Genomic DNA, 18,354 nt, shown 5'->3' with positions numbered 1-18,354 from the left:
TTCCCGAATTGCCGGGCTCAGTCAACGAAAACGCCCGGCCGGTCCGGTAGAATGAATGATTCTTTGCCTTCAGCATCGAGCGACGTGGCACACACTCTTCTGAACGACACCTTCCTGCGCGCGCTCCTGCGCCAGCCGACCGACTACACGCCGATCTGGCTGATGCGCCAGGCGGGACGCTATCTCCCGGAATACAACGCGACGCGCACCCGCGCGGGCAGTTTTCTCGGGCTCGCGAAGAATCCCGATTACGCGACCGAAGTGACGCTTCAGCCGCTCGAACGATTTCCGCTCGACGCCGCGATTCTCTTCTCCGACATTCTTACCGTCCCCGACGCGATGGGCCTCGGCCTGAATTTCGTGCAGGGCGAAGGTCCGCGTTTCGAGCGCACCGTGCGCACCGAGGACGACGTGAAACGTCTCGCCGTGCCGGACATCGGCGCGACGCTCTCCTATGTCACCGACGCCGTGCGCCAGATCCGCCGCGCGCTCACCGACGCACAAGGCCGTCAAAAGGTCCCGCTGATCGGTTTCTCCGGCAGCCCTTGGACGCTCGCGTGCTACATGGTCGAAGGCGGCGGTTCGGACGATCACCGCACGGTCAAATCGATGGCTTATGCGCGTCCGGACCTGATGCATCGAATCCTCGATGTGAACGCGCAAGCCGTGACGGCGTACCTGAATGCGCAGATCGAAGCGGGGGCGCAGGCCGTGATGATCTTCGACACGTGGGGCGGTGCGCTCGCCGATGGCGCGTATCAGCGCTTGTCGCTCGAATACATCGCGAAGGTGGTCGCGGGTCTGAAGCGCGAGCACGACGGCGCGCGCGTGCCCGTCATCACCTTTACGAAGGGCGGCGGATTGTGGATCGAGGAAATCGCCGCGACGGGCGTCGATGCGGTCGGTCTCGACTGGACCATGAATCTGGGCAAGGCGCGGGAAAAAGTGGGCGCACGCGTGGCGCTGCAAGGAAATATCGATCCGAACGTGCTCTTCGCGCCGCCCGCGGCGATCCGTACAGAAGCGCGCGCCGTGCTCGAGAGTTTCGGGAATTTTCCGGGCCACGTCTTCAATCTGGGCCACGGAATCTCGCAGTTCACGCCGCCGGAGAGCGTCGCGGAGCTCGTCGACGAAGTCCATCGTCACAGCCGTGCGATGCGCGCGAAACAAACCACGCGGTAGCTCATATACAAGAGCCGGCGTTGCGAAGCATGTTGCAGCGCAATGTCGGCGCTTCGGAATCGGCAATCGAGGGCTGGAACATTTCGTCCGCATCGCCTATCTCAGGCGGCGTTCCTCGATGTCAAGACTGAACTTATGCACATTTCGTTCGCTGCGGCGCGCCATCAGACGTATGGCCTCCAGCAACCAATAACGTGTCTCTATGTATGCTTCAACCCTATGATTTTTAAGAAATTTCGAGAGCTTTGCCCGAAATGTGGGCCAGCGCACATAAGGGTTTCGTGACATTGTTTGCGGCGACGTCGAACGCACTTCTCAACAAAGTTATCCACAGGCCTGTGGAAAGCATCGGAAATCCAAAAATAATCGGCGGTTTACAGACGATTCTGATGTTTCACTTTAACTTCGCCCTGTTCAGCCAGATTCCAGTGTCGGACCGTTGCACGCGGGGTCGTGCGCGGTGACTGACCTTTTCGTGCGCGTCGCCGTCGATCAGCCGATGCCCGTGCTGTTCGACTACCGCTATGCGCTGCAGGACGCGCCTGCCGTCGGCATGCTGGTGCAGGTGCCGTTCGGGCGACGCGACGTCGTCGGGCTGATCTGCGAAATCGCCCATTCAAGCGACGTGCCCGCCGAAAAACTGCGCGCCGTTACCGCAATCTGCGATGGCTGCGCGCCGCTGTCCGACGCCTGGATCGCGCTTGCGGCTTTCGCTGCCGATTACTACCAGCGTGGACTCGGCGAAGTCGCGCTGCCCGCGCTGCCTCAAGCGTTGCGCGACGCCTCGCGCTGGAATCGACTTTTCGCCGTGGAGCCGCGCTATCGGCTTTTGCCGGAAGGACGCGCGCAACTTCCCGACGCGTTGCCCACGCGCGCCAGCGCCCTGCGCCGTCTGGCCGAAGCGCTCGCGCAGCAGCCGTTGCTCGCTCTTTCCGATGCCCGCGCGCTGCATCCCAAAGCGAGCGTGACTTTCGATGACTGGCTCGCGCGCGGCTGGATCGAGACGGCGACGACACAAACCGTCGAGCCCGACGCGAATGCGCAAGTGCTCCCGACCGGCGCCGCGCCTCTGCCGGTGCTGACGGACGAACAGCGCGATGCCGTCGATGCGATTTCCGGCGCGCAAGGCTTCGCGCCGTTCCTGCTGCACGGCGTGACGGGCAGCGGCAAAACCGAGGTCTATCTGCATGCACTCGCCGTTTTGCTCGCCGCCCGGCCGGACGCGCAAGCGCTCGTTCTCGTTCCCGAAATCAACCTGACGCCGCAGTTCGAAGCCGCGTTCCGTGCGCGTTTTTCGGCGCTCGCTGACGGTTCCATCGTCACGATGCACAGCGGTCTCGCCGAAGGCGAGCGCGCGCGCAACTGGCTGGCGGCGCACACGGGCAGCGCGCGCATCGTGCTCGGCACGCGTCTCGCGATTCTCGCGTCGATGCCGCAACTGGCGATCATCGTCGTTGATGAAGAGCACGATCCTGCCTACAAGCAGCAGGAAGGTCTGCGCTACTCGGCGCGCGATCTGGCGATCTATCGTGCGAAACAACTCGATATTCCCGTCGTGCTCGGCTCGGCGACGCCGTCGCTCGAAACCTGGTGGCAAGCGGAGCAGGGCCGCTATACGCGGCTGACGCTTACGCGCCGGGCCGTCGCCGAAGCGGCATTGCCGACCGTGAAGCTCATCGATCTGGAAGAGGAGAGACGGCGCGGCCGCGCATCGGTCGAAGGGCTCGCGGGTCCGCTCATCGCCGCGCTGAAAACGCGCGTCGAGCGGGGCGAGCAGAGTCTCGTGTTTCTGAATCGACGTGGCTATGCGCCAATTCTCTCGTGCGACGCCTGCGGATGGGTCGCCGGCTGTCCGCGCTGCAGCGCCTACGCCGTGCTGCATAAGCCCGAGCGGGCGCTGCGCTGCCATCACTGCGGTTGGGAATCGCGCATTCCGAAGTCGTGCCCTGACTGCGGCAACATCGATATCGCGCCGATGGGCCGCGGCACGCAGCGTGTCGAGGAAACGCTCGCGAGCGTGGTGCCGGGCGCGCGCGTGCTGCGCATCGACGCCGACAGCACGCGCCGCAAGGGTAGTGCGCAAGCGCTCTTCTCCGATGTTCACGCGGGCGAGGTCGATATTCTCGTCGGCACGCAGATGATCGCGAAGGGCCACGACTTCCGGCGCGTGACGCTCGTCGGCGTGCTCAACGCCGACACCGCGCTCTTCTCGCACGACTTTCGCGCGAGCGAACGGCTCTTTGCTCAACTGACGCAGGTGAGCGGCCGCGCGGGACGAGCGGGCTTGCCAGGCGAAGTGATGATTCAGACGCGCTATCCGCGTCACGCGCTGTATCAGGCGTTATCGCGGCAAGACTATGTGGGTTTCGCCAACTCGACGCTCGCCGAGCGGCGCGACGCGCGCCTGCCGCCGTTCGTCTATCAGGCGATGTTGCGCGCCGAAGGCCGCACGCTCGAAGCCGCGCTCAAGTTTCTGGAGGATGCGGCGGCGGCGTTCGCACCTTTACCCGGCGCGGATCGCGTGACCGTCTACGATGCGGTGCCGCTTACCATCGTCAAAGTGTTCAATGTCCATCGGGCGCAACTGCTGCTCGAAAGTGCGTCGCGGGCGGCGTTGCAGGCGTCGTTGCGCGCGTGGCAACCGGCGCTGCGCTCGCTCAAGGGCGTATTGCGATGGAACGTCGAAGTCGATCCGCTGGACGTTTGAGTCGATAAAAGGCGCGTCAGACGACGTCGCGCGCGGCCCGGCTACCGCGGTCGGAAGCGTCATCGGATCGGCGAACGTGCGGCGACGCGCCCCGAACGAACAGCACGACGCAGACCGCGATCATCGCCCAAACGCCGGTTACCACCATCCAAGTGCTCATGCTCGTTGCTCTCCCCGAAGTCGCCGTGCGCTGACGGCGAAAGCAGCGCCGTGGGCGGCGCATTGCGTTTATATCGGCGGCGTTAAAGGATTTACGTAGGGCGCGTCTCGAAAATTCCCGACTAGGGAAACTACTAGGCGACAGGCGCCAACCGATAGCCGGCGGTGCGCTGCTCAAAGCCTTGTTCCATAAGGGTTTCATTGTGGTGCAACCCTAGCGAAAATCTCGGTTGCACCTTTTAAATCAGCGGAGTACGATTCGCCAACTTTTTAGTCATGGGCCGGGTTGGGCACGACCGGCAAACGAAGGAAATATGGCGAGCACAACCCTAGGCGTCAAAGTCGACGATCTGCTGCGTTCCCGGCTCAAAGATGCCGCGACGCGCCTCGAGCGCACTCCACACTGGCTGATCAAGCAGGCGATCTTCGCTTATCTGGAGCGCATCGAGCACGGTCAGCTCCCGCCCGAACTGTCGGGCGCGAACGGTTCGTCCGAATTGGCCGATACCACGCCCGTCGATGGCGACGAAGACGGCGCGCCGCATCCCTTCCTCGATTTCGCGCAGAACGTGCAGCCGCAATCCGTGCTGCGCGCGGCGATCACGGCCGCGTATCGCCGGCCGGAGCCGGAGTGCGTGCCGTTCCTGATCGGCCAGGCGCGCCTGCCCGCAACCGTCGCCGCCGAAACGGAAAAGCTCGCTACGAAGCTCGTCGAGGCGCTGCGCGCGAAAAGCTCGGGCGGCGGCGTCGAAGGGTTGATCCACGAATTCTCGCTGTCGAGCCAGGAAGGCGTCGCGCTGATGTGCCTCGCCGAAGCGCTCCTGCGCATTCCCGACCGCGCCACGCGCGACGCGCTGATCCGCGACAAGATCAGCAAGGGCGACTGGAAATCGCACATGGGCCAGGCGCCGTCGCTGTTCGTGAACGCGGCGACGTGGGGCCTGATGATCACCGGAAAGCTCGTGACGACGAACAGCGAAGCGGGCCTGTCCTCCGCGCTCACGCGTCTGATCGGCCGCGGCGGCGAACCGCTGATCCGCAAGGGCGTCGACATGGCGATGCGCCTGATGGGCGAGCAGTTCGTCACCGGCGAGACCATCTCCGAAGCGCTCGCGAACAGCCGCAAGTACGAGGCGCGCGGTTTCCGCTATTCCTACGACATGCTCGGCGAAGCCGCGACGACGGAAGAAGACGCGCAGCGCTATTACGCGTCCTACGAGCAGGCCATCCACGCGATCGGCAAGGCAGCGGGCGGGCGCGGCATCTACGAAGGCCCGGGCATTTCGATCAAGCTTTCCGCGCTGCATCCGCGTTACTCGCGCTCGCAGCAGGAACGCACGATGACCGAGTTGCTGCCGCGCGTGCGCTCGCTCGCGCAACTGGCGCGGCGCTATGACATCGGCTTGAACATCGACGCCGAGGAAGCCGATCGCCTCGAAATCTCGCTCGACCTGCTCGAAGCGCTGTGCTTCGATCCGGAACTGGCGGGCTGGAACGGCATCGGCTTCGTGGTGCAGGGTTATCAGAAGCGCTGCCCGTTCGTGATCGACTATCTGATCGATCTCGCGCGCCGCAGCCGTCATCGTTTGATGATTCGCCTCGTGAAGGGCGCGTACTGGGATACGGAAATCAAGCGAGCGCAAGTCGATGGCCTCGAAGGCTATCCGGTCTACACGCGCAAGATCTACACGGACATCTCGTATCTCGCGTGCGCGAAGAAGCTGCTCGGCGCGCCGGATGCCGTCTATCCGCAATTCGCGACGCACAACGCGTTCACGCTGTCCGCGATCTATCACCTCGCGGGACAGAACTACTATCCCGGCCAGTACGAATTCCAGTGCCTGCACGGCATGGGCGAGCCGCTCTATGAAGAAGTGACCGGCCGGGACAAGCTGAACCGTCCGTGCCGCGTGTATGCGCCGGTCGGCACGCATGAAACGCTGCTCGCGTATCTCGTGCGCCGCCTGCTGGAGAATGGCGCGAACACGTCGTTCGTGAACCGCATCGCCGATGAATCCATTCCGGTGAAGGAGCTCGTGCGCGATCCGATCGACGAGGCGCAGGAGATCACGCCGCTCGGCGCGCCGCACGCGAAGATTCCGCTGCCGCGTCAGTTGTATGGCAACGAGCGCTTCAACTCGATGGGCCTCGATCTGTCGAACGAACATCGTCTGGCGTCGCTGTCGTCGGCGTTGCTGGCGAGCGCGCATCATCCGTGGCGCGCCGAACCAATGCTGGAAGGCGGCACGATCATCGAGAACGGCATGCCGGCGCGCGACGTGCGCAATCCGTCGGATCTGCGCGATATCGTCGGCACGGTCGTGGAAGCGTCGCCGGAACAGGTGAGCGCGGCGATCGCCAACGCCGTGGCCGCCGCGCCGATCTGGCAGGCGACGCCTGTCGAAGATCGCGCCGATTGCCTCGCGCGCGCCGCCGATCTGCTCGAAGCGCAGATGCACACGCTGATGGGCCTCGTCGTGCGCGAAGCGGGCAAGTCCTTGCCGAACGCGATCGCGGAGATTCGCGAGGCCATCGATTTTCTGCGTTACTACGCGTCGCAGATTCGCGCCGAGTTTTCGAACGATACGCATCGTCCGCTCGGTCCGGTCGTGTGCATCAGCCCGTGGAACTTCCCGCTCGCGATCTTCATGGGTCAGGTCGCCGCCGCGCTCGCGGCGGGCAATCCGGTGCTCGCGAAGCCCGCTGAACAGACGCCGCTGATCGCCGCGCAAGCCGTGCGCATTCTGCGCGAATCGGGCGTGCCCGCGGGCGCGGTGCAACTGCTGCCGGGCAATGGCGAAACGGTCGGCGCGGCTTTGGTCGCCGATCCGCGCACGCGCGCCGTCATGTTCACCGGCTCGACGGAAGTCGCCCGCCTCATCAACAAGACGCTGTCCGAGCGCCTCGACCCGGACGGCCGTCCGATTCCGCTGATCGCCGAAACCGGCGGCCAGAACGCGATGATCGTCGATTCGTCGGCGCTCGCGGAGCAGGTGGTCGCGGACGTGCTGCAGTCGTCGTTCGACTCGGCCGGCCAGCGCTGCTCGGCGCTGCGCGTGTTGTGCCTGCAGGACGACGTCGCCGATCGCACGCTCGAAATGCTGACCGGCGCGATGAAGCAGCTTGCGGTGGGCAATCCGGATCGTCTGTCGGCGGATGTCGGCCCGGTGATCGATGCGGACGCGAAGCGCGGCATCGACGCGCATATCGCCGGCATGCGCGACAAGGGCCGCAACGTCACGCAACTGCCGCTGCCGGATGCGTGCGCGCAAGGCACGTTCGTGCCGCCGACGCTCATCGAACTCGACAGCATCGACGAACTCAAGCGCGAAGTGTTCGGCCCGGTGCTGCATGTGGTGCGTTATCGCCGATCGAACCTTGATAAACTCCTCGACCAAATTCGCTCGACGGGTTATGGCCTGACGCTCGGCATCCATACGCGTATCGACGAAACCATCGCGCATGTGATCGCGCGGGCGCATGTGGGCAACATCTACGTGAACCGCAACGTGATCGGCGCGGTGGTCGGCGTGCAGCCGTTCGGCGGCGAAGGTTTGTCGGGCACGGGTCCGAAGGCGGGCGGCGCGCTGTACTTGCAGCGTCTCCTGGCGAAGCGCCCGACCGGTTTGCCGAAGTCGCTCGCGAGCACGCTCGTCGTCGATCAGACCGCGTCGAAAGACACGCCCACGGCGGCGCTCACCGCGTTGCGCGACTGGGCGATCGGCGAACGCGATCCGCAGACGGCCGCGCGCTGCGATGGCTATCTGCAGCATGTGATGGCCGGCGCGACCGCGGTCCTGAACGGCCCGACGGGCGAGCGCAACACGTACACGCTCGGCGCGCGCGGCACGGTGCTGTGCGTGGCGGCGACATCGAGCGGCGCGCGCGCGCAACTGGCCGCCGCGCTCGCGACGGGCAACCGCGCGTTGTTCAGCGGATCGGCGGGTGAGCAACTGGCGGCGTCGCTGCCGGCATCGCTCAAGCCATATGTCCAGGTGCGCCGAGCGGCGGAGGACTTCGACGCCGTTCTGTTCGAAGGCGACAGCGATGAACTGCTGTCGCTCGTGAAGGAAGTCGCGAAGCGCGCGGGACCGATCGTATCGGTGCAGGGCGTGGCTGCGGGAGCGTTCGCCGACGCTGGCCACGATGGCGAAGACTACGCGCTCGAACGTCTGTTGACGGAACGCTCGGTGAGCGTGAACACGGCGGCGGCGGGCGGCAATGCGAATTTGATGACGATCGGTTGAGACACCCCTCGAGCGCTCGATTCAAACGAATTCAAACAAGCGGCAGCAGGCACGGCGATCCCGGCACAAGCTGCCATCCACACTGGAACCAGGAGAAGCTATGAAGCAAACGATGACCAAGCTGGCAGCAGCCATGACGCTCGCCGGCCTGTCGCTCGCGGGGACCGCATTCGCACAGCAAGCCGAGGACGTGAAGGTCGGTTACGCCGGACCGCTGACCGGTGCGCAGGCGCACTACGGCAAGGACATGCAGAACGGCATCACGCTCGCTGTCGAAGATTTCAACGCCACGAAGCCGACGATCGGCGGCAAGCCGGTTCGCATCGTGCTGAACTCGGCCGACGACCAGGCCGACCCGCGCACGGGCACGACCGTCGCGCAGCGCCTCGTCGATGACGGCATCAAGGGCATGCTCGGCCACTTCAATTCGGGCACGACGATCCCGGCATCGCGCATCTACGCGAACGCGGGCATCCCCGAAATCGCGATGGCGACGGCGCCCGAATACACGACGCAAGGCTTCAAGACGGCCTTCCGCATGATGACCTCCGACACGCAGCAAGGCTCGGTCGCGGGCGAGTTCGCGGTGAAGAACCTGAAGGTCAAGAAGATCGCGATCGTCGATGACCGCACGGCGTACGGCCAGGGTCTCGCCGACCAGTTCGAGAAGGCGGCGAAGGCGGCGGGCGGCACGATCGTCGACCGTGAATTCACGAACGACAAGGCTGTCGACTTCAAGGCGATTCTGACCAAGATCAAGTCGATGAACCCGGACCTCGTGTACTACGGCGGTGCGGATTCGCAAGCCGGCCCGATGGTCAAGCAGATGAAGACGCTCGGCTTCCGCGCACCGCTGATGGCGGGCGAAATGGTGAAGACGGACACCTTCGTCAAGATCGCGGGCGACGCGGCTGAAGGCACGGTGGCATCGCTCGCCGGCCTGCCGATGAACGAAATGCCGGGCGGCGCGGACTACGAAGCGAAGTACAAGAAGCGCTTCAACGAAGACGTGCAGACCTACTCGCCGTACGCCTACGATGGCGCGATGGCGATGTTCAACGCGATGAAGGCGGCCAACTCGACGGACCCGGCGAAGTACCTGCCGTTCCTCGCGAAAACCGACATGCAGGGCGTGACGGCGAAGCACCTGTCGTACGACTCGAAGGGCGATCTGAAGAACGGCGGCATCACGCTGTACAAGGTCGTCGGCGGGAAGTGGACGACGTTGCAGAGCGTGGGCGGGAAGTAAGGGCTGCGGGTTGAGCTAAAAGAAAGCCTCGTGATTCAGGTCACGAGGCTTTTTTGTTTTCAGCGTCGCGTTTGTGGCCCGTCACCATCGCGCGAATAAGATTCTCCCGCGTCCACACGCTCATCAGCACCGCCGCCGCGACATGCACGCACACGCAAACCTCGACCGCAATCGACAGCCACGTATGAACCTCTTGCGGCCACTCCTCACCCCAGAACGCATCGAGCCTCATGATCCAGCCGGACACCGCGAGCGCGACAATCAGAAACCAGAGAAACAGCGCCATCAAACCGCCGAGCGGATTATGCGAAACGTGATGCATCGGCTTGCCGTTCGCAAGCGATTTCAGATAGTCGGAGAGATGCGAACGCGTCGGCCACCACGCGGAAAATCGCGCGTGACGCGATCCGATGAAGCCCCAAACGATACGCGCGGCAACGAGCCCGGCCGCCACATATCCAAGCAAACGATGCGTGGAATCCGTCGGCCCGAACAGATTCCACAAGACGATGCCCGCCACGGCCCAGTGCGTGAGCCGCACCCACGCGTCCCAGACTTTCACGCGGGCAAAGTCCGTCACGCTTACTCGACTTCCGACTTCACGACAGCCAGCGTCTTCGTGTCGTAATAGATCTCGACTTTCTTGCCGTTCTTGTCGTGGCCGTAGATCTCATAGCAGTTGCCATCGACCTTGAACTTGCGAATCTTGTAGCCTTGCGACTCGAGTTGAGCCTTGGCATCCGATTCCTTCATCCACTCGCTCTTCGGATGCGCGGTGCAGTCGGCCTTCGCGAAAGCCGCGCCCGAAAAGCTCAACGCCAATGACAACGCCAGAATCTTAAGCATCGCTAACTCCCTGTGTTTTCGAACTGGCTACTCTACTGCCACCGGGAGCGGTCTGCAAGAAGATTGAAAGTTTGTCCCTTAGCGCTGTCCTTGCCGGCGAATTTGTTCGAGTGTCGCGCCCGGCGTGCTCTGATCCTGCGGAATGCGGATCTCGATCAACGCGGGCAGGCCGGATTTCCGGGCGCGTTCGAATGCAGGCATGAACTGATCCGTCGTTTCGACGAGTTCGCCGTGTGCGCCGAACGCGCGCGCAAACGCGACGAAATCCGGATTCGTCAGCCCCGTCCCATGCACGCGATTCGGGTAATGCCGCTCCTGGTGCATGCGGATCGTTCCGTACTGCGCGTTGTTCACGACGATGAAAATCACCGGCAATTCATATTGCATCGCCGTGGCGAGTTCCTGACTCGACATCATGAAGCAGCCGTCGCCCGCGAACGCGATCACCGTGCGGTCCGGATAAAGCGACTTCGCGGCGATCGCGGCGGGCACGCCGTAACCCATCGCCCCGCTCGTCGGCGCGCATTGCGATCGGAAATGCCGATACGAATAGTGCCGATGCAGCCATGTCGCGTAATTGCCCGCGCCGTTCGTGAGGATCGAATCGGCGGGAATCGTTTCCGCGAGCTGGCGCATGATTTCGCCGAGCTGGACATCGCCGAGCATCGGACGCGGCGTGCGCCATTCGAGATACGCGGCGTGCGCGGCCTCGGCCTCGCCATTCCACGCGATATTCGCGGGCGGCGTCAGGGCCGCGAGCATCGACGCGATTTCCGGCATGCCCGAGACGATCGGCAGATCGGCGCTGTACACGCGCCCGAGTTCCTCCGCGCCCTGATGCACGTGGATGAGCGTCTGCTTCGTCTTCGGGATGTCGAGCAGCGTGTAGCCGCCCGTCGTCGATTCGCCCATGCGCGGGCCGAGCACGAAGAGCACGTCGGCATCGCGCACGCGCGCGGCGAGCGCCGGATTGATGCCGAGGCCGACATCGCCCGCATAGTTCGGATGCTCGTTCGACAGCGTGTCCTGATAGCGGAATGCGCAGCCCACCGGCAAGCGCCATTGCTCGACGAAGCGCGCGAAGTCCTGCGTCGCCTCAAGCGTCCAGCCGCTGCCGCCCGCGATCACGAACGGCTTCTTCGCGCTGGCGAGCAGTTCGCGCAACCGGTCGATCTGCGCCGCCGACGGCGATGCCGCCACGCGCTGATAACGCGGCGCGGGCGGCGCTGCGGCGACCGCTTCGGTCAGCATGTCTTCGGGCAGCGCGAGCACGACCGGACCCGGACGGCCCGAGGTCGCCGTGTGAAATGCGTGGCTCATGTATTCCGGCACGCGGCGCGGATCGTCGATCTGCGCGACCCATTTGGCCATCTGCCCGAACATGCGCCGATAGTCGATTTCCTGAAACGCCTCGCGGTCCATGTGATCCCGCGCGCATTGGCCGATGAGCAGGATCATCGGCGTCGAATCCTGAAACGCGGTGTGCACGCCGATCGACGCGTGCGTCGCGCCCGGCCCGCGCGTGACGATCGCGACGCCCGGTTTGCCCGTCAGCTTGCCGACCGCTTCGGCCATGTTCGCCGCGCCCGCCTCGTGGCGGCAGACGATCGTCTGAATCTGCGAGGTTTCGTCGTGCAGGGAATCGAGCACGGCGAGAAAGCTCTCGCCGGGCACGCAGAACACGCGCTCGACGCCGTGATGCACGAGCGCATCGACGAGAAGACGCGCGCCGGTAGTTTGATTGTCGGGAGAAGCGGATTGCGCGGAGGGGACAGCGGACGCCATGCGAAGAACTCTCCTGTGAGTGTCCGGATCGTCGCGGATGCGGGCCGGACCGTGAGCGAATTGCCCTAAAGCTTACGCCGTCGGGCGAGCACGCGGCCAGAAGCAAAGCGGAATTTTTTCCCGGCGCGCGCGGCCTGTTCGCGCCGTCCGCGGCATTTCCATCAGCCGAAATACCCCTTTTTCTCGCCCCTTATCCAGCGATGGAGAAAGGGTGGAGTTCGCAATAATGGCTTCACTGAAAAGCGGACACGGCAACGAGCCAAGCGGGTCCGCCTCGCAAAGATCGCAGTTTCACCTCATCGGGGGCAAGTTTGAACATTCGTAAATTCATCGGCGCGAACAGCCGCGACGCATTGCGCCAGGTTCGTGAAGCGCTCGGCCCCGATGCCGTGGTGCTGTCCAATCGCACGCTGGATGATGGTTCCGTGGAGATCGTCGGCGTCGCGGACAGCGATATCGCGTCGATCTCGCCGGCCGCGAAGGAACAGGCCGTACGCTCGGCAGGCTCGTCGCGCGCCGCGCTGGCTGCCGCGGCCGCCGCGCTGCCGGCTAAGCAATCCGCCGCGAATCCCTACGCGAGCGGCGACGTGTTTTCGTCGGTCTTCGGCGCGAACACCGACGCCGACGATGAAGACGATTTCGCGCACGAACACGAAGCCGCATCCGACGAAGAAGCGCCGCGCACGATGGCCGACTCGAACCCGTGGCTGATCGAGCATGCGAAGCGCATCGCGCAGCAGGCGACGATGCCGTCGAACCGTCCGCTGACGGCGTCCGCCGCGATCGCTCGCGGTATGGGCGTGCCGGTCCCGGTCGCCGCGTCGGAAACGCGCGCCGACAGAACGCCGGAAGCAGGCAAGTACGCGATTCGCCAGCAAGCGCATGCGCAAGCGAACCGCGCGGAAGCCATCGCTCAGGCGCGCGTTCAATCGAAGGTCGAAACGCCCGACTGGGCACGCGAAGCCGCGCAGGTCGCCGCACGCCGCGCCGCGCAGAAGATCAACGCGAGCGCGCCGCACGCCGAAGCACCGGCGGCGAGCACCGCGCCGGCTGCGCAGGAAGGCGCCTTCGAAGGTCTGCCGGCGAACGCGGCGGCGGTCGTGACCGAAGCGATCCGCGCACGCATGGAGCAGGTCGTCAACGAAACGGTGATGAACGAGCTTTCGTCGATGCGCTCGATGATGGAAGAGCACTTCTCCGGTCTGCTCTGGGGCGAGCGCCAGCGCCGCAATCCGACGGGCGGCGCGCTGACCAAGCGTCTATTCGCCGCCGGTTTCTCCGCGCAACTCGTCCGCATGATGGTGGACAACATGCCGGAGATGGAAAGCGTGGAAGGCGCGCTCGAATGGGTGCAGGAAGTGCTCGAATCGAACATCCCGGTGATGGATAGCGAAGATGCACTGATGGAACGCGGCGGCGTGTTCGCGCTGATGGGCCCGACGGGCGTCGGCAAGACGACGACCACCGCGAAGCTCGCGGCGCGCTGCGTGATGCGCTTCGGCGCGAGCAAGGTCGCGCTGCTTACGACCGACAGCTACCGGATCGGCGCGCACGAGCAACTGCGCATCTTCGGCAAGATTCTCGGCGTGTCGGTTCACGCGGTGAAGGACGCCGCGGACCTGCAGCTCGCGCTTTCCGAGCTGCGCAACAAACATATCGTGCTGATCGACACGATCGGCATGAGCCAGCGCGACCGCATGGTCTCCGACCAGATCGCGATGCTGTGCGGCGCGGGCCATCCGGTGCAGCGCATCCTGCTGCTCAACGCGACGAGCCACGGCGACACGCTCAACGAAGTCGTGCAGGCATACAAGAGCGCCGCGGATCAGCCGCCGCTCGCGGGCTGCATCCTGACCAAGCTCGACGAAGCGACGAATCTCGGCGGCGTGCTCGATACGGTCATCCGCTACAAGCTGCCGGTGCATTACGTGTCGACCGGCCAGAAGGTGCCGGAGAACCTGTACGTCGCGACCAAGCGTTTTCTCATCAAGAGCGCATTCTGCATTCCCCGCGACGGCTCGCCGTTCGTGCCGCAGGACGAAGAAGTGCCGGCGCTGCTCTCCGCATTGTCCGCGCGCGCCACGACCGAACTGCATGGGGTGCACTTTGGATAAGTTCGTGCTCGACCAGGCGGAAGGTCTGCGACGGCTGCTCACGCGTGCCGGTTCGCGCGTGGTGGCGGTTGCGGGCGGGCCGGCGGGCATCGGGTGCACGTCGGCGGTGGTGAATCTCGGCGCGGCGCTGTCCGTGCACGGCAAGGATGTGCTCGTGATCGACGAGCATCAGGACGCGGGATCGGTGAGCCGCATGCTGGGTTTGTCCGATGCAGGCACGCTCGCCGCGGTGATGTCCGGCCGCCGCGCGCTCGCCGATGTCGTCGAGCGCACGCCGTTCGGCTTCTCGCAGATCGCCGCACCGCGCGACGAGCGCATCAGCCACGACGCCGCGCAGTGCCGCGCATTGCTCGATGGTCCGGCCGACATCGTTTTGATCGATGCGCAACTGGACCGTCACGGCGCGCTGTCGACGCTCGCGGCTCAGGCGCATGACTTTCTCATCGTGACGCGGGTTGCCGCGTCGGCGATCACCGAGGCGTATGCGTGCATGAAGCGCCTGCACTACGCCCATGCGATCGGCCAGTTCCGCGTGCTCATCAATCACGTGCAGAACCCGGCCGACGCGGCGGTCGCATTCGACAACCTGTCGGGCGTCGCGAGCCGGTATCTGGCCGTGTCGCTCGTGCAGGCAGGGTATGTGTCCGAGGATGCGCGCGTCGCTCGGGCAAAGGAACTCTCACGCTGCGCAGTCGAAGCGTTCCCGGCCACGGCCGCGGCACGCGACTACCGCGCGATCGCGGCGGAGCTCCTCCACTGGCCGATGCGCCCCGCGCCGTACATGCGCGCGGCGAACGGCCAGCCAGACGCGCGAATTCCGGTTGGCGACTCTGAACAGGGCGGGCGGGAGGCGGCGCATCGTGTGGCCGCGCTTCACGACTTTGCAATGAGCAGCACGGCGTCGATGTGATCAAGATAGGTGACCATGATGTATAACGCCCAAGGCAAACTCTCACAGTCGGACGTCCTGACGAAATATGCGCCGCTCGTTCGTCGGCTGGGGCTTCAGCTCGTCGCCAAGATGCCGGCGAGCGTCGATCTCGACGATCTCATCCAGGCCGGCATGATCGGTCTGCTGGACGCGGCGAGCCGCTACAAGGAAGATCAAGGCGCGCAATTCGAAACCTACGCGAGCCAGCGCATTCGCGGCGCGATGCTCGACGAGCTGCGCGCCAACGACTGGCTGCCGCGCAGCATGCGCAAGACGTCGCGCGAAGTGGAATCGGCGGTGCATAAGGTCGAGCAGAACCTCGGCCGCTCCGCGAGCGAGACGGAGATCGCCGAGCACATGAAGATGCCGCTCGACGAGTATCAGTCGATGCTCCAGGATCTGCACGGCAGCCAGCTGATCTACTACGAAGACTTCGACCGCTCCGCCGACGACGAGCCGTTCCTCGACCGCTATTGCGTCGATCGCTCGGATCCGCTTTCGGCGCTGCTCGACGACAGCCTGCGCGGCGCGCTGATCGAAGCGATCGACAAGCTGCCCGAACGTGAGAAGCTGCTGATGAGCCTTTACTACGAACGCGGCCTGAACCTGCGCGAAATCGGCGCGGTGATGGAAGTGAGCGAATCGCGCGTGTGCCAGCTGCACAGCCAGGCGGTCGCACGTCTGCGCACGAAGCTGCGCGAGCAGGCGTGGACGAGTGTCGAGGCCTGATTCAGTTCGTTTCGAAGTCGCGCGTTTCGGCGAAGACCGTTTTCCCTTCGCCGAGACTTTTTGCGCGATACATCGCACGATCGGCGGCGCGCAGCACGGCGGTGATGCCGGATTGCTGCGCGCTCGTCGCGCTCGAAAGCAGACACGCGCCGATGCTCGCCGATACCGACACCGGCCGCTCCTGCACCGATGTCATCGCGTCGAGAATCGAGTGAATGCTGTCGGCCACCGATAGCACCGCCGCGCGGTCGCGCACCTGATGTGCAAGCACGACGAACTCGTCGCCGCCCAGACGCGCGATGGTGTCCGACTTGCGCATGCGCTTCGCGAGCGATTGCGCGAAGGCTTGCAGCAGCATGTCGCCGACGGCGTGACCGTAGGTATCGTTCACTTCCTTGAAGCCGTCGAGATCGATGAGAAGGAGCGCGGTGGCATCGTCGCCGCCGGTTTCGCGCGCGGTCATCGCACGATCGACGATCCGTTCGAGCGCGTATCGGTTGGACAGGCCCGTGAGCGGATCGGTCGATGCCTGACGCGCGAGATCGCGATTCGCATTGCCGAGGCGATCGACGAGTACGCTCAAATACACCGATGCGCCCAGCACGCTCAAACCCAGCCCGATCGCGGCGGGAAGATTGGCGCGCCACCACGGCTGCCAGACGCCGAGCGCCATCACGACGATGAGCGCCGTCGCGCATGACACCGCGAGCGTGCGCTTGCCGTAACGGCATCCCGAGCCGATCAGAAACCAGAACATCACCCAGATGAGCGGCAGCGCGATCGCGCCGCCCGCTGCAAGCGCGAGCCCGAGCAGCGTTTGATCGGCGATGGTCGTGACCGTGAGACGCTTCTCCGACGGCGTGCTCATGCGGTTGACGATCAGCAGCGTGGCAGCACCGTAAGACACGTAGAGCGCGATGAGACGCGCGACCGCCAGTGCATCGTAGGAAGGGCGGAGCCACGCGAAGATGCCGTAGGCCAGAAGAACCGCCGCTCCCATCCAGACCCGCAGCGTGGCCTGCTCGCGTTCGGGATTCCGGTGCTCGGACCATGCGAAGGCATAAGGCCGGCGTGCCGGTTGATGCGCCTGCTCCATACTGAACCCCTGGATGGTGATTTCTTTCTTTTATCTTGCTGTCTTTACTGCGGCCCCGTCGCGTGGCATCGACTTTATGGCGTGGTATCGAATTGCGCCGAGCGAGCGATCCGCTATTTTGCAACGTTTTGCGAAGACGCTGTGTTTCGTGTAATAACGGCTTTCGCACTTCTATTTCCGATTCACCGTGATGCGCGACGAATCCATTTCTCTGGCCGGCGAATGGCTGCCGGTCTGCAATAGCGAAGACGTCCCCGAAGGCGGCGCGCGCGGCTTTGTCGTCGCCGATGAGTGCATCGTCGTGTGGCGCGACGGTAGCGGCGCGGCGCATGTTTGGCGCGATTACTGTCCGCATCGCGGCGCGCAGTTGTCGCTCGGGCACGTGATGCGCGATCAGATCGTGTGCCCGTATCACGGCTGGCGTTACGACATCGAAGGGCAGTGCTTGCGGATTCCGTCGAATCCTTCGTTGCGTCCTCCGAAGCGTGCCTGCGCGACGACATTCGTCAGCGAGGAGAAGTACGGCGTCGTGTGGATGTGCTTCGGCGAGCCGGCCTACGCGCTCGATTTCTTTCCCGAAGCCGCGATTCCCGGTGGCCGGCGCATCAATCTCGCGCCGCAGACGGTGAGGTCATCGGCGCCGCGCGTCGTCGAAAATTTTCTCGATATGGCGCACTTTTCGTTCGTGCATGTGGGGATTCTGGGCGAGGACGCGCATACGGAAGTGCCGGATTATGAAGTCGTGCAGACTGCCGATGGCGGACTGGAGGCGCGGCAGTGCCGATACTGGCAACCCGCGGGGATTCCTGGACAGGGCGGCGGCGCGATGATCGATTATGTGTATCGCGTGAAGCGGCCGTTGATCGCGAGTCTCACGAAGATGGCGTCGGGCGGACAGGGTGCGCTGCATATCATGCTGGCGGCGTCGCCGGTGACGCAGACGGAAACGCGCGCGTGGCTCGTGTCGATTCATGAGGACGACGCGACGCATTCCGATCAGGCGCTTTACGACTTCAATATGGAAATACTGATGCAGGACACGCCGATCGTCGAGTCGCAATGGCCTCGGCGTCTGCCGCTCGATCTCGATGCGGAGTTGCATCAGCGGTGCGATCGGATGGCGGTGGCTTACCGGAGATGGCTGGCGGGGATGGGGTTCGGCTGGGGGACGATTCTCGCGGAAGCCTGTGCCGTTACCCCACTGATGTCGCGAAGTGCACTCTACTAATGTCGTTTTCGAAGATTCTTGGCCAGACTCGAAGCAAAAAGCAGGCTTCCCATGCGGTGAAGTGGAACGTGTTCACCCTTC

Annotated in this window: 12 protein-coding genes; 8 read left to right on the top strand and 4 right to left on the bottom strand. The window is 64.4% G+C overall.

The features are described 5' to 3' along the window. Positions 1-84: 84 nt before the first annotated feature. The 4 genes from hemE (at position 85) to IAG25_RS29970 (ending at position 9,544) form a co-directional block, all read left to right on the top strand. Positions 85-1,182 carry a uroporphyrinogen decarboxylase gene (gene hemE / locus IAG25_RS29985; RefSeq protein WP_187608083.1) on the top strand — a complete coding sequence of 366 codons (1,098 nt, stop codon included), beginning with the start codon at positions 85-87 and terminating at the stop codon, positions 1,180-1,182. Positions 1,183-1,642: 460 nt separating this feature from the next. Further along, on the top strand, positions 1,643-3,889 hold the full coding sequence (locus tag IAG25_RS29980; protein WP_187608082.1) for a primosomal protein N': 2,247 nt from the start codon (positions 1,643-1,645) through the stop codon (positions 3,887-3,889). A gap of 473 nt (positions 3,890-4,362) precedes the next feature. After that, on the top strand, positions 4,363-8,295 hold the full coding sequence (putA, locus tag IAG25_RS29975; RefSeq protein ID WP_187608081.1) for a trifunctional transcriptional regulator/proline dehydrogenase/L-glutamate gamma-semialdehyde dehydrogenase: 3,933 nt from the start codon (positions 4,363-4,365) through the stop codon (positions 8,293-8,295). A 100-nt stretch (positions 8,296-8,395) separates the two neighbouring features. Beyond that, the gene (locus IAG25_RS29970) at positions 8,396-9,544 is read left to right on the top strand and encodes a branched-chain amino acid ABC transporter substrate-binding protein (RefSeq protein WP_187608080.1); all 1,149 of its coding nucleotides are present in this window, start codon (positions 8,396-8,398) and stop codon (positions 9,542-9,544) included. 40 nt (positions 9,545-9,584) lie between these two features. Here the strand turns inward: IAG25_RS29970 and IAG25_RS29965 are convergent, their stop codons facing one another. From IAG25_RS29965 to IAG25_RS29955, 3 genes are all read right to left on the bottom strand, one after another. Beyond that, complete coding sequence (locus IAG25_RS29965; protein ID WP_309243985.1) at positions 9,585-10,124, bottom strand: cytochrome b/b6 domain-containing protein; 540 nt, start codon at positions 10,122-10,124, stop codon at positions 9,585-9,587. A 2-nt stretch (positions 10,125-10,126) separates the two neighbouring features. After that, positions 10,127-10,390: a PepSY domain-containing protein gene (locus tag IAG25_RS29960; protein ID WP_187608079.1), complete on the bottom strand. Its 264-nt coding sequence runs from the start codon at positions 10,388-10,390 to the stop codon at positions 10,127-10,129. Between the two features lie 78 nt (positions 10,391-10,468). Further along, the gene (locus tag IAG25_RS29955) at positions 10,469-12,175 is read right to left on the bottom strand and encodes a thiamine pyrophosphate-binding protein (RefSeq protein ID WP_187608078.1); all 1,707 of its coding nucleotides are present in this window, start codon (positions 12,173-12,175) and stop codon (positions 10,469-10,471) included. Between the two features lie 311 nt (positions 12,176-12,486). Between IAG25_RS29955 and flhF the strand changes: the two genes are divergently transcribed. The 3 genes from flhF to IAG25_RS29940 are packed head-to-tail and all read left to right on the top strand — an operon-like array spanning position 12,487 to position 15,949. Next, entirely contained in the window at positions 12,487-14,289 is a 1,803-nt protein-coding gene (gene flhF / locus IAG25_RS29950) for a flagellar biosynthesis protein FlhF (RefSeq protein ID WP_187608077.1), read from the top strand. Then, positions 14,282-15,199: a MinD/ParA family ATP-binding protein gene (locus IAG25_RS29945; RefSeq protein ID WP_187608076.1), complete on the top strand. Its 918-nt coding sequence runs from the start codon at positions 14,282-14,284 to the stop codon at positions 15,197-15,199. Before flhF ends, IAG25_RS29945 begins: the two co-directional genes overlap by 8 nt. A gap of 15 nt (positions 15,200-15,214) precedes the next feature. After that, the gene (locus tag IAG25_RS29940; RefSeq protein ID WP_187608075.1) at positions 15,215-15,949 is read left to right on the top strand and encodes an RNA polymerase sigma factor FliA; all 735 of its coding nucleotides are present in this window, start codon (positions 15,215-15,217) and stop codon (positions 15,947-15,949) included. Position 15,950: 1 nt separating this feature from the next. On the opposite strand, the gene IAG25_RS29935 is transcribed toward IAG25_RS29940, so the two are convergent. After that, positions 15,951-17,045, bottom strand: coding sequence for a GGDEF domain-containing protein (locus IAG25_RS29935; RefSeq protein ID WP_187608074.1), 1,095 nt, complete (start codon positions 17,043-17,045; stop codon positions 15,951-15,953). Positions 17,046-17,235: 190 nt separating this feature from the next. Between IAG25_RS29935 and IAG25_RS29930 the strand changes: the two genes are divergently transcribed. Next, a complete protein-coding gene (locus tag IAG25_RS29930) occupies positions 17,236-18,273 on the top strand; it encodes an aromatic ring-hydroxylating oxygenase subunit alpha (protein WP_187608073.1) in 1,038 nt (345 codons plus the stop codon). Positions 18,274-18,354: the final 81 nt, after the last annotated feature.

It is taken from the genome of Caballeronia sp. EK (assembly GCF_014384845.1).
Lineage (GTDB): Bacteria > Pseudomonadota > Gammaproteobacteria > Burkholderiales > Burkholderiaceae > Caballeronia > Caballeronia jiangsuensis.
This window is presented reverse-complemented; position numbering and strand designations above follow the sequence as displayed.